The 15,763-nt window shown below is 57.4% G+C and carries 15 protein-coding genes; 5 read left to right on the top strand and 10 right to left on the bottom strand.

Going from position 1 to position 15,763, the window contains the following annotated elements; genetic code table 11:
• Positions 1 to 19: 19 nt before the first annotated feature.
• The 3 genes from LPA45_RS13395 to LPA45_RS13385 are packed head-to-tail and all read left to right on the top strand — an operon-like array spanning position 20 to position 2,847.
• Positions 20 to 952, top strand: coding sequence for a glycosyltransferase family 2 protein (locus LPA45_RS13395; RefSeq protein WP_233527988.1), 933 nt, complete (start codon positions 20 to 22; stop codon positions 950 to 952).
• Positions 953 to 960: 8 nt separating this feature from the next.
• Positions 961 to 1,752, top strand: a complete 792-nt coding sequence (locus LPA45_RS13390) for a glycosyltransferase (RefSeq protein ID WP_116317913.1) — start codon at positions 961 to 963, stop codon at positions 1,750 to 1,752.
• Positions 1,753 to 1,761: 9 nt separating this feature from the next.
• Positions 1,762 to 2,847, top strand: a complete 1,086-nt coding sequence (locus tag LPA45_RS13385) for an MraY family glycosyltransferase (protein WP_116317912.1) — start codon at positions 1,762 to 1,764, stop codon at positions 2,845 to 2,847.
• Positions 2,848 to 2,886: 39 nt separating this feature from the next.
• On the opposite strand, the gene LPA45_RS13380 is transcribed toward LPA45_RS13385, so the two are convergent.
• Positions 2,887 to 3,888 (bottom strand): class I SAM-dependent methyltransferase, encoded by a 1,002-nt coding sequence (locus LPA45_RS13380; RefSeq protein ID WP_158577636.1) that lies wholly within the window; start codon positions 3,886 to 3,888, stop codon positions 2,887 to 2,889.
• Positions 3,889 to 4,061: 173 nt separating this feature from the next.
• Between LPA45_RS13380 and LPA45_RS13375 the strand changes: the two genes are divergently transcribed.
• Positions 4,062 to 4,508: a hypothetical protein gene (locus LPA45_RS13375; protein WP_147316188.1), complete on the top strand. Its 447-nt coding sequence runs from the start codon at positions 4,062 to 4,064 to the stop codon at positions 4,506 to 4,508.
• Positions 4,509 to 4,537: 29 nt separating this feature from the next.
• Positions 4,538 to 6,112: a hypothetical protein gene (locus LPA45_RS13370; RefSeq protein WP_147316187.1), complete on the top strand. Its 1,575-nt coding sequence runs from the start codon at positions 4,538 to 4,540 to the stop codon at positions 6,110 to 6,112.
• On the opposite strand, the gene LPA45_RS13365 is transcribed toward LPA45_RS13370, so the two are convergent.
• The 9 genes from LPA45_RS13365 to LPA45_RS13325 form a co-directional block, all read right to left on the bottom strand.
• The gene (locus LPA45_RS13365) at positions 6,109 to 6,708 is read right to left on the bottom strand and encodes a hypothetical protein (protein WP_147316186.1); all 600 of its coding nucleotides are present in this window, start codon (positions 6,706 to 6,708) and stop codon (positions 6,109 to 6,111) included. The two genes, LPA45_RS13370 and LPA45_RS13365, sit on opposite strands and share 4 nt — an antisense overlap.
• Positions 6,705 to 8,414: a hypothetical protein gene (locus LPA45_RS13360; protein WP_116317908.1), complete on the bottom strand. Its 1,710-nt coding sequence runs from the start codon at positions 8,412 to 8,414 to the stop codon at positions 6,705 to 6,707. The genes LPA45_RS13365 and LPA45_RS13360 overlap by 4 nt, the downstream gene beginning before the upstream one ends.
• Before the next feature lie 3 nt (positions 8,415 to 8,417).
• Complete coding sequence (locus LPA45_RS13355; protein WP_147316185.1) at positions 8,418 to 8,690, bottom strand: hypothetical protein; 273 nt, start codon at positions 8,688 to 8,690, stop codon at positions 8,418 to 8,420.
• Between the two features lie 587 nt (positions 8,691 to 9,277).
• Positions 9,278 to 9,667, bottom strand: a complete 390-nt coding sequence (locus LPA45_RS13350; protein WP_116317906.1) for a GtrA family protein — start codon at positions 9,665 to 9,667, stop codon at positions 9,278 to 9,280.
• Complete coding sequence (locus tag LPA45_RS13345; RefSeq protein ID WP_116317905.1) at positions 9,667 to 10,947, bottom strand: NAD(P)/FAD-dependent oxidoreductase; 1,281 nt, start codon at positions 10,945 to 10,947, stop codon at positions 9,667 to 9,669. The genes LPA45_RS13350 and LPA45_RS13345 overlap by 1 nt, the downstream gene beginning before the upstream one ends.
• Positions 10,948 to 11,892 carry an NAD(P)-dependent oxidoreductase gene (locus LPA45_RS13340; protein WP_116317904.1) on the bottom strand — a complete coding sequence of 315 codons (945 nt, stop codon included), beginning with the start codon at positions 11,890 to 11,892 and terminating at the stop codon, positions 10,948 to 10,950.
• Between the two features lie 122 nt (positions 11,893 to 12,014).
• Positions 12,015 to 12,779: an SDR family NAD(P)-dependent oxidoreductase gene (locus tag LPA45_RS13335; RefSeq protein WP_116317903.1), complete on the bottom strand. Its 765-nt coding sequence runs from the start codon at positions 12,777 to 12,779 to the stop codon at positions 12,015 to 12,017.
• Positions 12,780 to 12,781: 2 nt separating this feature from the next.
• Entirely contained in the window at positions 12,782 to 14,080 is a 1,299-nt protein-coding gene (locus LPA45_RS13330) for an FAD-binding oxidoreductase (RefSeq protein WP_116317902.1), read from the bottom strand.
• On the bottom strand, positions 14,080 to 15,453 hold the full coding sequence (locus tag LPA45_RS13325; RefSeq protein WP_367394594.1) for a UbiA family prenyltransferase: 1,374 nt from the start codon (positions 15,451 to 15,453) through the stop codon (positions 14,080 to 14,082). Before LPA45_RS13325 ends, LPA45_RS13330 begins: the two co-directional genes overlap by 1 nt.
• Positions 15,454 to 15,763 lie beyond the last annotated feature (310 nt).

Here is a 15,763-nt window from a genome sequence, read left to right as displayed (position 1 = left end):
TGGCGGTGCCTTCTTGCGTGTGCAGCTGGAGTCGCTGGTCAACCAGAGCCGCCAGCCGCTGCAGGTTGTCATTAGCGACGACGCCTCGGATGACGGTAGCTGGGAAGTCATCGAGCAATGGGCACGCGAGGTGCGTGCATCGACGTCGATCGAGGTGCTGGTGCTGCGCAACGAACCCCGTCTGGGTGTGCGACGCAATTTCCAGCAAGCCATCGAGCAGCTCCGGACCGATGTGATCTTCCTGGCCGATCAGGACGATGTCTGGAGCGCGAGCAAGATCGAAGTGATCGCCTGCCGGATGGAGGCGCTGCCGGACGTGCTGCTGGTCCATACCGATGCGGATCTGATCGACGAGCAGGGGCGAGACTTGGGTAAGAGCTTGTTCGAGGCGCTCTGCATATCAAAGCTGGAACAGGACCTGATCGCGGAAGCACGCTTTTTCGAAGTCTACTGTCGCCGAAATCTGGTAACCGGCACGACGGCCGCATTCCGGCGCGAACTGCTCGCGCTTGCACTGCCGATTCCCGAAGACTGGATTCATGACGAGTGGCTGGCAGCGTGCGCGGCTGCCTCGAAGACGGTCGCGATGTTGCCGGATCGGCTGACGCAGTACCGGCAGCACGGGACCAACGCCATCGGCGTACCGACCAATCTGTTCGCGCGGCTGGTCCATTACGGTCGGCGGGTCAGGAAGACACCCCACGACGAGCATCTTCGCTATAAGCGCCGCCGCATTGGCGCGCTCCGCGAGCGGCTTGCCGGCTGTGTCGGCGTTGAGCCATGCAAACTGTCCCTGCTGGACGAGGCTGTGAGCCACTTCGATCGTCGCATTGCCTTCCCGCACGGACTGCCCGGCCGCGTCGCGGGGATACTGCGCGAGTTCCGCATGCACGGCTATCATCGATTCGCGGACGGCTATGGCGGCGTCCTGCGTGACCTCGTTCGCCTGTGAGGAGCGCAATGCATTTCCCGCAGCCAAGCTCCACATCGCCTCGCCTTACCGTGTCTATCGTCAGTCACGGCCAGGGCAGGTTGCTTGACCCGTTGTTGCGGCAGTTGCGCGATGCGGCTGCCGTGCTGCCGATGCATGTTGTCGTGACGCAGAATTTGCCGGAGCCACGGACGCAGATCGAATCGCAGACCGGCTTTGTGCTCGACTGGATCGAGAATGCCGTGCCGCGTGGATTCGGCGAAAATCACAACTCCGCGTTCAGGTTGTGCACGACGGAGTTCTTCTGCGTCATGAATCCTGACGTTCGCCTGACTCCAGAAAGCCTGACGCCGTTGCTGGCCAGCGTCGCGCAGAAGGCGGGCGTGGCGGGCCCGCGCGTCGTGTCTCCCGCGGGGCGCGTCGAGGATAGCGCCCGGCGCGTTCCCACGCCGCTGCGGCTGTGCAGTCGCTGGTGGCACCGTCAATTCGAAGCGGACTATGCCACCGAGCCGTCCGAGCAGCAGGTCGATTGGCTTGCGGGAATGTGCCTGGTCTTCGACCGGGCCACGTTCCACGCGGTCTCCGGCTTTGACGAGCGTTATCGCCTCTATTGTGAAGATGTCGATATCTGCCTTCGGGTGCATCTGGCCGGGCGCGCTGTCAGTTGGGTCCAGAATGGAATTGTCGTGCACGATGCGCAGCGTACGAGCCATCGAAACTGGCGCTACCGTATGTGGCATATTCGGAGCCTTTGTCGACTATTGAGCTCGGTCGCCTATTGGCGGTTTCGCATCAAGGGCCATAACAACAATATTCACTGATGGGCTGGCATGTTCGATTTCTTTTGGGTTCCATTAGCGGCATTCGTCATTAGTGCCTCTTTTATCTTCCTGCTGCGCCCACTGGCACGCGCTGGCGGCCTGGTCGACCGTCCCGATGCGCGCAAACGGCATGTAGGCGAAGTGCCTCTGGTCGGCGGCATTGCCGTCACGATCGCTGTGTTGGCGGGGGCCATGCTGTTCATGCGCGCCCAAGGCTACTACGTGGCCTTGCTCGGGGGGGTGACTGTGATGATGCTGATTGGCGTGCTAGACGATTCGCGCGGCGTACCGCCGGTTGCCAAGCTGGCGGTGCAGATCTTTGCCGCGATCCTGATGACGTCTTGGGGCGGGGTCTATCTGACGTCGCTCGGCGACCTGTTCGGCCGTCGCGAAATCGAACTGGCGAACTGGGGAATTCCGCTAACGCTGTTTGCTGCGGTCTCCGTCGTGAATGCGATGAATATGAGCGACGGGCTCGATGGCCTGTGCGGCGGACTCGCGTTCTCCATGTTCGCCTGGTTTGCCTATCTCAGCGGCGAGTTGGGAAATGGCGCGGCACAACGAATCTCCGTGATTTTCTGTGGCGCGCTTCTGGGCTTCCTGGTCTTCAATATGAGCACGCCGTTGCGCGGGAAAATGCGTGTGTTTCTCGGTGACGCCGGAAGCCTGGTGCTGGGTTTCGGGATCGTCTGGTTTGCCGTTGAATTATCCCAGGCGCCCTACAATTCAGGCCGCCATGTGCCGCCGGTGGTCATGCTGTGGGTTTTGGGCTTTGTGCTGATCGATTTGCTGGCGGTCGTGCTACGCCGCATGATGAAAGGCAAGAATCCGCTCGCCGCCGATCGAACGCATCTTCACCATATTCTGCTGCGCTTGAAACTAAGCCCGGATGCGATCGTGTGGATCATTCTCGTCAGCAATGCGCTGATGGGGCTTGTAGGCGTGCTGGGGTGGAAGCTGGGAATTTCGGAGCAGGTGTTGTTCCTGATCTTCCTGGCCGTAACGATCCTGCATTTGCTGGCAACGCGGAATGCGTGGCGCTTCGTTCGCTTCAGCCGCCGAATGATTTCACGACGTTGGCGTGGGCGGCCATAAAAAAAGGCTCACCAGGAGCCTTTTTATTTCATGCATTTCTTAATGACGGAATAGCCCTCGCACCAGACGCAGTGGCCATGTCATGCGATAGGACACGGAATTTTTCAACTGATTTGCCACCTCTTCGGACTGCCTCAGTTTGCCGCGTAGCGCCTCATTGTCCTGTGACAGGGTCTTGATGTCCTGTGACAGGGTCTTGATCGTCTCGGTCATGGTAGCGACTTCCTGCAACGCCTTGGAAATGACCACCTCGCGCTGTAATTCTTCGTTCAGTCCGATTTTTTCGCGCAACTCGACCGAAAGCGTCGCCACCTGCTCCCGCAGTCTCTGAACTTCCTGGAACTGCTCACGTCTTGCACGATCGAGTTCCCATCGCCGCAGAACGGAATCGCCCAGACTGGCGAACATTTCCTTCGTATATTGCAGTAACTTCGGTTCCTTGGCGATCTCAAGCAGCCGGGTCACCGCGGGACTCTGATTTTTTCCCACCAGCAGCACTCCCAATCCTGCCGAATGGTCGAACTCGACACCCGGGTACTGTTTGGTGAGTTCGCTCCAATACTGCCACACGCCAAATCCACGTTCGCGGACGTTGGTGTCGTGGAAAATCACTATGGCGCGATCCGAAAGCTTTGGCAGCCAGGTCTCAAAATCATGGCGTACAGCGTCGTAGGTGTGCAGGCCGTCAATATGCAAAAGATCGACCGTGCCCTCTGCAAAATATTCTGCTGCCTCATCGAATGTCATTCGCATTAGGCGGGAGAAATTTGCAAAGTTGTCTTCGTTGAACTTGGCGAGATCGAAAAACACATCGTCACCATAATATCCGGCGTGTTCATCACCTTGCCAGGTATCGACGGCATAACATTTAGTGTCGAGATGCTCAGCAGCCACGGTTTGGCAGAGTGCGGCATACGACATTCCAGTATGCGATCCCAGTTCAACAAAGATACGCGGCTTGGTTTCAGCCACTAACCATGCGCCAAATGGCACATGTCCGGTCCACGCGCTCAAAACGAGTCGGGTCGGTTTGATGAACATCGCTGCGTTCGTCGGAAAGCTAGAGAGAGTTCCTCCCATGAGAAGTCCGCCTTGAAGATGCATTGGAAGCTCAACATTGTACCTCGATCGCCGTGGTGGCGGTGAGTGACGCTACTGTGCCCCGATTCTCCGTCGTAAGTCGCTTGACCTCCTTACGGGCTAGCAGTGCCGCATTGTCGAACGAAGCTAGAGCCGATGCCGGTTCATCCGGGTGCACGCACAGGATCCGGGTGCACGCACAGGATATACTCCTGTCCTACCCGAAGAAGGAGAAGACGTTGTTGCGGAAATGGGAAAACGAATCGACGCTCGGTTTGATGGTGGTAATGTTAATGTCAGCGGTCGTGCTGCTTTTCGTGATGCCATGGGCCCCTATATTTCCTGGCGAGGATTTGGAACGTTCGTGGCAACTCGGCTTGAACTATGCAGCAGCTAATGGTCTTCGTTTCGGTTCGGATGTCATTTTTACGTTCGGTCCGTTCAGCGCGGTATATACCAGGAATTATTATCCAAATATTTTTTTCTGGGCGCAGTCTGTCTCCGCGTTGCTTGGCTTTGTTCTACTCGCATGTAAATGGCGAATGCGGCCCATGGATGCGGCAATACCTCACATTTCGTAGTCTGGGCATTCGCGATCACGATCATCTGCGTGCTATATCTGCGCGACGCCCTATTCTTGTTTTCACCATACCTTGTACTTTGCAGTCTACAACAAGATAAGCATGATTCGACGGGCATCGGCACGATATCGCTTTTCGGACTGATTCTATTGGCAGCTATCAGCCTGGTAAAGCTGACATTCGCGATTGCGAGCATCTCGATACTTTGCCTATCGCTCTTTCTGCCAGGGAAGGCGTGGCAGCGAGTTGCACCGATTGTGCTCTACCTGCTTTGCTTAATGCTCCTTTGGGTTTTTTCTGGCCAACAACCGGCCGATCTTCACGCCTACTTCGTCGAGGCGATTCCGATCGTCTCCGGTTATACGGATGCGATGTCGCTGGATGGATCCCTACTGCCCGTCGTGTTGTTCGTTGTCGGTGCGGTCATCGCATTCCTCATTTCCGTCGCCGCGCGAAGGTCGGTGGAGGCATTGGCAATGCTGATGACGTTATTCTTCTCGTTCAAAGCCGCCTATGTACGGCAGGATATCCACGAGGTCATCGCCGCCGGTACGCTAATGCTGATCTCGCTGTGGCATGTCGGTCGGAAGCCGGATGTCCGGACGATGGGGCTCGTGCTGATTTCGCTTGTGCTCTGCTGCTACAGCATACGGGTTCAGGCCAATCTCGGTCCCCGGCAACTGGCGGAAACGTGGGCGCGGCATGCCGAGGAAAGTCTACTTGGGGTTATAGCCCTAGCAAGCGATCCGCATTCATTTGAAAAGCGGTTTCGCCGCGATTTAAAGGAAATTGCGCGCCAACATCCGGTGAAGGGAAAAGGCTCGCTGGATAGCTACTCGTACCACCAGACGGCGGTGATAGCTAACGGTGCGGTATGGAATCCAAGGCCTGTAATGCAGAGCTATTCCGCCTATACGGCAGCACTGGCTGAGGCCAACGCCACCCACTTGTCACAACAGACGAGACCTGACCGTCTGCTGTTTCATGTCGAGCCGATCGATGGGCGCTTTAGCTCGATGGACGACGGCAGGAGCTGGCCGGAGATCTGGAGTCACTATTCTTTGACTGGGCTCACTTCGGCGGGACTCTTGTTCCAGGCGGAGGACAAGCGACACATGAAGTACGCGAGGGTGACGCATCTTCGGGCGCGGCTAGGCGATGAGGTTTCCATCGCAGAGCGTCGGGGAGAGCTAGTCTGGGTTAGGGTGGAAATGAAGAAAACCCTTTCGGGGAAACTGCTCGGGTTGCTCTTTCGCCCACCTCATCTGCGGATCGACGTAAAAGATGTGAGCGGTCGCTGGGTAAGCTATCGATACCTAGCAAGCGTCGGCGAAGGCGGCTTTCTGTTGTCGCCCAAAGTCAACGATAGCCGGGAATTCGAGAAACTGACACGAGCCATCGAGCAGGGAGAGGCGGCGCCTTACTCGGTCGATGCCTTCCGCATTGCGCAGTCCACGTCGTGGATCCAAGCCTACGAGCCGGAGATTGCCATGGAATTATCGACCCTGGAGTTTGAGGTGAGACCCGAAGTGGGTGCCGCAGCCAGCATGCAAACGGAAACGGCGATCCAACCGCAAAGCCCAGCCGCGCATCGTTGGCCCTAATTGCTGGGAGCGATGCGCGGGTCTCTCCAGTTAGTCCAGATCCCGTCGCTTCGCGCCATTGTGTGCAGGGAAACGACAAGCAACTTGCCTTCGAACTGGCTAACATCAATGGCCAGATCATGCCATCGGTCCGTGACGTTGCGCGGTCCTGACAGGGTCAGCTCGACGGACTTCGCTTCCTCTGGGGTCGCCGCCGTTAGCTTCATTACGACCGGCTCCATGACGGCGCCGGCATTCCACACGGGGTCGATACGCACATGAACGATCAAGGTCGATGGCCCGTGGACCGGCACCTTACGCATGTGGACAGCGTGCCCGGTCTTGAGGAAGATATCTTTGTGCTCGAAGTTACCCTCGATTGTTCTCAAATCGGTGTTGACGCCACCGTTGACCTTGGCGGTACGGCTCCCTTCGATTTGCGGCCACATCGCAAGCTCAACGGTCTGCCTATTGGTACGGAATCCGCCATCATGAAGTAAGTGGAGTAAAGCAGTCGGACCCAACGTGCCAGCGAGCAGCACTGCTGCCGTGGCGGACAGGCAAGCACGACCTGGAGTACTGAAAAGCAACTGTCCAAACGGCAGTACTCTCATCATCTCACCGTACTCCATGATCCGTGCGCTGACATGCGCATACGCATGGCGACGACGCCGAGCACAGAAGCGACGAGGGCGATGCCGACGAGCCAGACATAGAATTCATGGAATTCGCCTGGGTAACGCAAGCTCGGGTAGCGCGATAGATAGACAAGCCAATACTCGAAACCGACGAGATTCAGCAGCAGGATGGATGCCTTCGCGCTCATGGATGACAGCCCTGCACCAACTGCCAGTACCATTGGAACCAGCGCGAACAGCATAATGCCAAGGATGAAGTGATCGTCACGCCGATAGAGCGCCATGCCCGGAATGAGTGGTAGCAGGAAAAAAGCAATGACCGCCAGAGACAGCTTCCAATTAGTGCCTAAGGATCTCGCCATGCCAACTATGGCGACAATGCCAGCGGTAACACAAAAACCAAACAAGGGGCGATTCATCTGCGTCAAGAACAGTGCAGAGGCAAAGCTTCGCCAAGTGAGTTCCTGATGCTTATACGAGAACGATCCCAGCCAGATGAATAACTCATACGGAACGAGCGCCTTCAAGAGATTCATGAATGGCAGTGAGGAGAGATTGCCTGCTGTCGTTTGACGATAGAAATTCCGTGCGATCTCTTCGATGCCATGGTGAAAGCCATGCGAGACGGAAACATCATAAAGATAGTAAAGGCGCAGCGCAGAAGAGTCTCCGGTCAATCGTTCCGCTACGAACCATAGTCCCGGGAATGCCGCTGCAATTGCCAGGACACTGCCTGCAGCAGTCAGGCGCTTCGGGACCGTTGGGGCGCAGAATATCAGATATAGGATCAGGACCCCGCAGAGCGAAAGATGCGCCCACAGGAACGAGCCGTGAATCAGAAAGGTAATCCCGCTCATAACCGCTGCGACAAGATAGCGACCGCTTAACATCAAAGCGGCGGCACAAACGGCTACATAGACACCGAACAACTTCGGCCAAGTTCCTGTGATATTGAATACGAGCGCTGGTGACGCGAGCACAATGAAGTAAAGCACCACCCGCGCATCGTGAGCCACGAATCGGCGGCCTATCCAGGTCACGGCGAGCGCAATATTGGCATTAAGCCAAGTCCAGAGCGCAATGTAAAAATACAGTAACTCTGCAGGGAAGAGATTGTATTCGCTGCCCGGTGGACGTCCGATACCGGTCAAAGCGCCAAGTGTAATCAAACCGCCGAGAAAAGGCCTGTCGAAAAGTGAAAAGTTTTGCAGATTGGCCAGGCTTTTCCCATACAGGAGATATTGCGCCTGCCAAAGGGCCTGCGGCGAGTCGCCAGGTGTAATGGCGGTCAACCGGTAGAGCGTCCAGAACAGATTCTCGCCCCGAGCTGCGCCATACTCGAACGAAACCAGAATGGCGAAGCAAAACAACCCATAGGCCCAGTTCAGACCCAAAGAGGGCCACGCGGTCTTGAGGTCCAGCTGGGTTTTCCTCCAAGTCAGCCCCAGAAATATGCAGATTGCCGGAAGGACAAACTTGACGATGCGTGCATCGACGGACAGCGCCGCCGCCGTGATCAACGCGTGGGCGAGTACGCCAACGATGGGAGCAAGCAGGATTCGAATATTGTCATCGAGGGTACAGGATTGCAGCCATGATCGCCGGAGAATTCGGGCGCCCAGTAGCAACATCACGGCCTGATAGCCAATCGCAAAAAGGATGGCCAGGAATATGACTCGGGTCATTGACTAGTACGCCGATTTGGCAACTGCCAGGTGGAAGATCGTGTATTCCGCTGTGTGAAAAGCCCGGCGTGCTGTGTTGGTGATGTATTCGATGGAGCCGTCGGTTGCGGTCAGGGAGCGATGAAGGTCCGCGTCTGCACGGTGGCGGTGTTCGCTTTTTGCGCTGGTCTGGTCGATGCGCACGGACATCCGATCTGTCGGATCCGCGACCTGCAGCAGCGCCGAGTATGTGCGGACGAGCGGTCGGAATGGGGCAATTCTCGAATGGTTGCTCATACTATCCTGCGGGCTGAAAATGGCGGCCGATACGGAACGGAAAGTATAGCCACGGAACCGCGATGGCTGTTGCGGCTGGTCGAATCGCGTCGTTCATGTGCGACGTCGTCGAGATAGAGTAAAGCTTTTCTTGCGGGTTCATTGCCGGATTCATTTATTTTAGGTAGTTCATAAATACAAAAATATTGCGTTGGCCGGCCATGCTCGCTGCCGGGTTTGCTGCGAGCGGTGCATTCGCGCTCTTGCATTGGCTCTATTGTCGGTATCTGGGAGTTCAGATCGGATTTCTGCGTGCAGAGTCGGGGCTGTACTTGAACGTTGCATTTGCAAGGACCGGGCACCAGATTTCATTTATCCGCGACTACATGCTGAAGTCCTGCAACGGGCACTTCACTCCGGTGTTCTTTATCGCAGAAGCTGCTGCAAGCCAAACGAAGTCGGCTGGTATTTTCGCCAGATGTTTGTCAGCGGTGCGCTTGCGATCGCGATCAACTGGGGGCGCAGACGAGAACGCCGATGAGGAGGCAGGGGGACGCACGGCAACATCGATTGTCGAGGCCCCTTCGGCGCCGGTCGGCCAGCGCCTTCTAGCGGAACGTAAACCGCTTGTGTCCCACATAACTGGTGAACACCGGCACCGCCACGCCCACGAAATGTGCGATCTCCTTTGCGTACCAGGTCATACCCAGCGCCGGCAGTACATGGTACGCCAGCACCATGCTGACCGCCCAAGTTTGCGCGACCGCTGCCACGTTGACCAGCGTGAATATCAGCGCCGAACGTCCGGTAGATTGCGTCGAGGTGGTGAAGACAAACATCTTCGCCAGCACGAATGCCGTCACCATGCCGGTCAGGTATGCAACCACGATCGCATACGAGTACGGCATCCAGAGGTTATAGAAAATTCTGCTGCTCCAATTTACGACAGCGGCGAAGCCACCGGTCAGTAGGAACAGTAGGAATGTGCGAGATGGCATCAGAGCATCCTGGCCATCTTGCGGGATAGCCCGATGCTCTCCGAGATGCCCCGGTCCTCCGGATAGTAGTATGAAGTGTCTGCGACTAGCAGGCCCTTTACCGGAAGCTGGATCGGTGGCAGGCGGTCGAGATATCCCGGCTCGCAGATCGGTTGCGCGAAGCGATAACGGCTGGCACGGACTTCAATGAAATCGCTTTCCTGCAGCGACGGGTTGATCTTCATAAGGTAAGACTTCACCTTGTCTATGAAGACGTTGTCGGGTTCTTGGTACTTCGGATGCTCGCCTGGCACGTAGTATGGTACGTAGACGATGTGATCATCCATCTTGCGCAGGTTCGTGTATTCGACAATACCCGGGATGTCCATGTTGGGGTCATTGACATTGAGCCAGAAGTTCTCCGTGACCGGTTTCTTCAACTTGGCAATGACGCAGACGACCGCAACGTTCTTGACGTTCTTGAACTTGTCGAGCACGTCCGTGGGCAGATCGGGCATGATGCGGGGGACATAAGGGAGCGGTACGGTGCTGATCACCTTGTCATAGCTTTCCACGCCACCTTTGGTCTCTATACCCTTGACGATGCCATTCTCGATGACGACGCGCTGGACGGGCGTGGACAGGCGGAACTCGCCCCCACCGGCAATGATGGCGTCGCGCATGGCGTTCAGCAATGTGTCCGAACCGCCGTCGAGATAGCCAAGCTTCTCGTGGAACAGGTTATAGCGTGAGCGGCCGATTCGGCGGATGCGGCTCCAGATCCAGGCTGCGGACAGGTTGTCGGCGTAGTCGTAAAACTTGTAGTCGAACAAGCGCCGCCAGAGAACTTCCCACGCCTCTTCACCGATCCAGCGACGGATCCAGCCGGTCGCCTCGACCTTGTCGAGGGGGCGCCAGTCGTTGCGCTTGGTCGACAGGAAGGCGTGCAGGCCATAGCGGAACTTGGCGAAGAAGCTAAGGCCCTTGAACTTCAGCAGTGCGATCGGATTGCCCCATGGCTGTACTTGTCCCTGAAAGTAATAGCCCATCCTGGTTTCGCGCCATTGCAGCTTGTCTGTGAGGCCTAGTTCCTTCAGCACTTCGAAAAAGGCAACGTCCGACGTTGCATGGAAATGGTAGTAGCGTTCGATCGATGTGCCGCCGAAATCGAAACAGGCTGCCATGCCCCCGACGCGGTCATCGGCCTCGTAAATGACGGGCTTATGGCCATCGCGCACGAGTTGGTAGGCAGCACCCAGTCCCATTGGGCCGGCGCCGAGTACGGCGATGCGTTGCGACATTCAGAACTCCAGCACCACGCGGCTGTAGCGCGGATCGTTAAAGGTTTCATCGACAGCTTTCTTGAACGGGGTCGAATCGACGCCGAAGATGCCAGGCCAGTCGATGACTTCGAATTCGTCCTTGGCGCTAAGTGCGGCGAGCTGTTGCGTCGTGAACGGTGGATTCTTGTCGAATAGCGACCAAGTCCACAATAGCGCATAGAACAGCCCATACGGGATGCGGACGATTGGCGTTTTGGAGCGGGTCGCCCGCTTGATTTCGCGGATGATGTCGATGTAGTTGACCTTCTCGTGGCCGGAGATGTTGTACACACCTGCGCCGCGTCGGTTCTCGATGCAACTGATGATGATGCGGCAGAAGTCGCCGACATATAGCGGTTGGCGCATATAGCGTCCGTTCCCAGGGATCGGGAAAACCGGGACTTTCTGCATGAAACGCGAGAGCCAGCCGAGGTGCTTGCGGTCAAACCAGCCGAACATTAGCGTTGGGCGCAGCACAGGGCAAGGGATTCCACTGGCCAGCACCATGTCTTCCTGAGCTTTCTTGCTGCGTGTGTAGAAATCATCGGCCACCGATTCGACAACAGATGAGCTGATGTGCACCAAGTATGGCACGTTGTTCGCCTTGATAGCATCGAGAACCACGCGTGTCGAGTCGACGTTATTTCGGACGAAATCCTGCCAGTCGGTGCCACCGATCTGGGCTTGCAGCATGACAACGACGGATGCGCCTTCGAAATGTTTGAGCCATTCGCCGGTGGATGCGACATCGACGCACTCGACATGGACATCGGGCTGCGTCTTCTTGAGCACGTCGACGTTGGTGCGGTGCTTGTCCAGCACCACGATGTTCGTATAGCCCAGATCACGCAGTCGGGCTACGAGGTTTTGTCCGACCAGGCCGGCTCCGCCCGGAAGGATGATCTTGTCATTCAGGTTCTTCACGCTTGTCTCAATCAATTCAGACGGGTTTGTATATGCACTTGTCTAGGCCCGGCGGACGTCGCCTGATACGGTATTGGCTATTGCGCCAGCCAGGCCGGTCTCCGACTCCGGTGCGATGGTCGTCAGATATCCATCCGATCAAACACGAACCGCGGCAAATGGCGGATCACCATCATGATCACTGCCCACTTGCCTGGCGCGTAAACTACAGGCATGCCCGCAGCCATGCCATTGACAATACATTTAGCGACATCCTCGACCTGGGCCATCTTGCCGGTTTGTGCTGTCAGATGTGCGGTCATTGGCGTCGCGGTAGGCCCTGGCTTGATCAGCACGACTTTCACGCCAGAGCGCTTCGTCAATGCCATGCGATGCTGCAAGCCTTGTGCGTAGCGTGTCACCAGGCCTTTTGCGGCGCCGTAGACATAGTTAGATTTGCGGCCACGGTCACCGGCGACGGAGCCGATGATGCCTAGCGTGCCTCGGTTGACGGCAGCCATCTTGCCGGCGAATGCTTCGGCAAACAGCACGGGCGAAATGCCATTGATGTGCATGGCTTCGTTCGCCATTTCTAGGTCCTGTTCGCACTGATCCTGGTCGGGCAGTGTGCCGTGTGCAATCAGAACGATGTCGATGGGGCCGGTTTCGGCGAGTTCGTTCGCGAGATGACGGATTGCGGCGGCATTGGCGAAGTCCGCTTCGACGATCCGAACCGCCGCGCTTGGGCCGCGCACTCGCAGGTCAGTGGCGATAGTTTCCGCCTTGCTGCGGTTGCGGACCACCAGCGTGAGATCTGCGCCGGGTTCAGCGACCCAGTTGCGGGCGCAGTGTTCGGCGATAGCCGACGTGGCGCCAACGATTACGATTCGTTTGTTCTGGTTCTGCAAGTTCAGTGTCCCAAGAGTCGACGTGACAGCGCGGAGCTGATGCCCGGGTCACGGTAAGCAAGGAATTCCGTCAGGCGGGAGTAGCCGGATTCGAAGAGGTCGCGTGGCATTCGTGCGTCCTTGGCTGGGTAGAGGCGCCCCTTAGCACCGCGGACGATGGCGTCTAGACGATCGAACAGCGCCATGGTCTTTTCGCCCCGGTTGGGGAAGTCAAGCGCGAGTGTCACGCCCGGCTCTGGAAAGCTCAGCATGCCAGGTGCAACTCGCTCGCCGAAAGTCTTGAGCACGGCGAGGAACGAACCCTCACCAGAGCGGGCGATTTCCTGCAACATGGCCTGCACGGCGTCGCGCCCCACCGAGCGTGGCACCACGCTCTGGTACTGGAAGAATCCGCGCGGTCCGTACATCCTGTTCCACTCGTGAAGATTGTCGAGCGGATAGAAGAAGGGTTCGTAGTGGGCGACGCCGCGGCCTGCTTTCCACTTGTTTAGGTGGAAATAGGTCATGTTGAACGGACGTAGTGTCAAGCCGTTGACAAGAGATACCGGCGGCACGAAAGGCATGGTTCTAACCCGACTCTTCGGTTGGGGCCCGTTCGCCGTTTCGCTCGGATTGCCACGCATGAATAAGCCGCGCTGCTTGCCAGCACTCAGGCAGTCGATCCAGGACACGGTGTGTTCCCACCCGGCTTCCGAACCGTCCGCGATCTCGAAGAATTCGTCGAGGCTGGCGTACGGTACTGTCTCTGTGTCGAGCCATGGGCCGCTGACTCGACGCAATTGCAGTTCGGCGGTGACAACAACGCCGGTGAGTCCGAGGCCGCCGATGGTGGCGGCGAACCAGGGCGCGTTCTCGTCGGGGCCGCAATCGAGCTGGGTTCCATCGGTACGTACGAGAGTCAGCCGGCGGACGTTGTCACCGAACGTGCCGAACACGTGGTGGTTCTTGCCATGCACATCGTTTGCAATGGCGCCACCCACGGTGACCAACTGCGTGCCCGGTGTCACCGGCAGCATCCACCCGCGCGTTACGGCGAGACGCTGGATGTCGCGCAGCAGCACCCCTGCTTCGCAGACGATTCTGCCTTGCGTCTCGTCGAAGGCAATGAAGTGGTCCAGTGCCGTGGTCTTCCACAGCACATTGCCAGGGTTTAGGCACACGTCGCCATAGCTGCGGCCCATTCCATGCGCAAGGCCTGGGCGCGGCCCGGCGAGGTGGCTGGCGATGCTTGAGCGGTCGGTCAGCAGCTGGACGTCATGTTCCCATCTGCCGAGACGGCCCCACGAGGTGACAGTGGTCATCACCAACTCACCGTTCCCGCAATCAGTGCCGCAGCGAAGGCAAGTCCGGCGATCTGGCTGGCGCGGTCCTTGACTGCGAAGATCAGCGGATCGTCATGCATTTCTCCACGATGGGCCTTCATCCACATCCAACTGATCCAGAAGAGCATGACAAGCACTGCGCCCCAGACAAACTCGGGGGTCTGGTAGAGCATCAAGACCGAACTGCTATCCAGGTAGAGCGCCAGAACCAGCACCGAAGCGATGCCGGAGCCGATCCCAAGCGACTGGATAAGCGAGGCGTCGGTAGTGTAGTAACCACGGCCGTGGACTTTCTGTTTTCCACTCTGCAACTGAACTTCGAGTTCGGCATAGCGCTTGACGAAGGCTAGCGAGAGAAACAGAAAAATGGAGAACGCCAGCAGCCAAAACGTCATCGGGAGCGTTGCCGCAGCGGCACCAGCAATGATGCGCAGCGTGTAGAGCAAGGCTAGCACCATGCAATCAACCAGGATGATTCGCTTGAGTGCCAGAGAGTAGACGCAGGTGACGACGAAGTAGACAAGCAGCCAGGGCAGGAAGTTGCCACCGACGAATAGTGCCAACGCCACGCTGATCAGCAGCAGCACTGGCGCTACTATCACGCCTATCCATGCAGGAACCTGGCCTGACGCAAACGGGCGGTATCGCTTGCGGGGATGCTGGCGGTCGCTTTCCAGGTCGAGTAGATCATTTGCGATATAGACGGACGACGCACAAACGCTGAAAGAAAAGAATGCCAGGATCATTGCGATCCAAGTTGTGCCGTTGGTCAGTTCGTGGCCGGCGAACATTGGCACGAACAGCAGCAGGTTCTTGAGCCATTGGTGAACACGTAGCATGCGACGCCACGCCGTGAGGCTGAGACCTTCTGCAGGAAATACGCGCTCAACCTTGCAACAGTCGCTTGCTGCCTTAGCGAGGCTGGCGGAACCGTTTACAACAATGGCATTGCGCGCGCAGCGCCAGACCGTGATGTCGGCACTCGAGTTGCCAACGTAGTCGAAGCCTGCTTGCCCGAAACGCTGGTGGAGAGCGGCTGCTTTGTTGGGGCCGGCAAGGTTAGTAACTCCGTCACTAGCCATAACCTCATCAAAGATGGTCAGGTGCTCGGCAATGGCCAGTGCCACTGACTTGTCCGACGCTGTGCACAGGATTAGCTTGCGGCCTGCAGCCTTTTGAATCTTGAGCCATTCAAGCAACTCTGTGTTGTACGGCAGAGAGGCGGGATCGATGTTTACGAGTGCAGCCAGGCGTGCTTTGAGTACAGCTTTCCCTCGCGAAAGCCAAACCGGCATGCGCAGGATGTCGGTCGGGCTGTCACGCAATACGCGCAAGGCAGATTCGTGCAGCATGTCTGTGCGAATCAGCGTACCGTCTAAGTCGACTACAAGTGGCATGGCAACCACGAAACCCCTCCCTGAAATTGTTTTCTGTTTCCTTTCGTGCATGACCCTACGGATGCCCCCTACTAAGCTGAGAGCTCTCGTTAGTTTGTGTTGTCATTGCACGAATTTCTTCGTACGGCGTAGCGCGCAAGTAACTCTCGCCGGAAGCCCGTTCCGGCACTTGGGCTTGCCACGTTGCTTGCCCGAGCAACGTATTATCGGCCCGCAGCGCGCATTTTAACCGGATCCCCTCCATGCGTTGGCGATTGGCAGGTTA

The organism is Cupriavidus sp. Agwp_2 (assembly GCF_040784895.1).
Classification (GTDB): Bacteria; Pseudomonadota; Gammaproteobacteria; order Burkholderiales; family Burkholderiaceae; genus Cupriavidus.
The sequence above is the reverse complement of the archived record's forward strand: the minus strand, read 5'-3'. Positions and strand labels throughout refer to the sequence as shown.

Coding starts and splice junctions, on each gene's coding strand:
- LPA45_RS13325 (WP_367394594.1), bottom strand. CDS start 15,453: ATGCTGCACGAATCTGCCTTGCGCGTATTGCGTGACAGCCCGACCGAC.
- LPA45_RS13345 (WP_116317905.1), bottom strand. CDS start 10,947: ATGTCGCAACGCATCGCCGTACTCGGCGCCGGCCCAATGGGACTGGGT.
- LPA45_RS13390 (WP_116317913.1), top strand. CDS start 961: ATGCATTTCCCGCAGCCAAGCTCCACATCGCCTCGCCTTACCGTGTCT.
- LPA45_RS13355 (WP_147316185.1), bottom strand. CDS start 8,690: ATGAGCAACCATTCGAGAATTGCCCCATTCCGACCGCTCGTCCGCACA.
- LPA45_RS13380 (WP_158577636.1), bottom strand. CDS start 3,888: ATGTTCATCAAACCGACCCGACTCGTTTTGAGCGCGTGGACCGGACAT.
- LPA45_RS13360 (WP_116317908.1), bottom strand. CDS start 8,414: ATGACCCGAGTCATATTCCTGGCCATCCTTTTTGCGATTGGCTATCAG.
- LPA45_RS13330 (WP_116317902.1), bottom strand. CDS start 14,080: ATGACCACTGTCACCTCGTGGGGCCGTCTCGGCAGATGGGAACATGAC.
- LPA45_RS13365 (WP_147316186.1), bottom strand. CDS start 6,708: ATGATGAGAGTACTGCCGTTTGGACAGTTGCTTTTCAGTACTCCAGGT.
- LPA45_RS13385 (WP_116317912.1), top strand. CDS start 1,762: ATGTTCGATTTCTTTTGGGTTCCATTAGCGGCATTCGTCATTAGTGCC.
- LPA45_RS13350 (WP_116317906.1), bottom strand. CDS start 9,667: ATGCCATCTCGCACATTCCTACTGTTCCTACTGACCGGTGGCTTCGCC.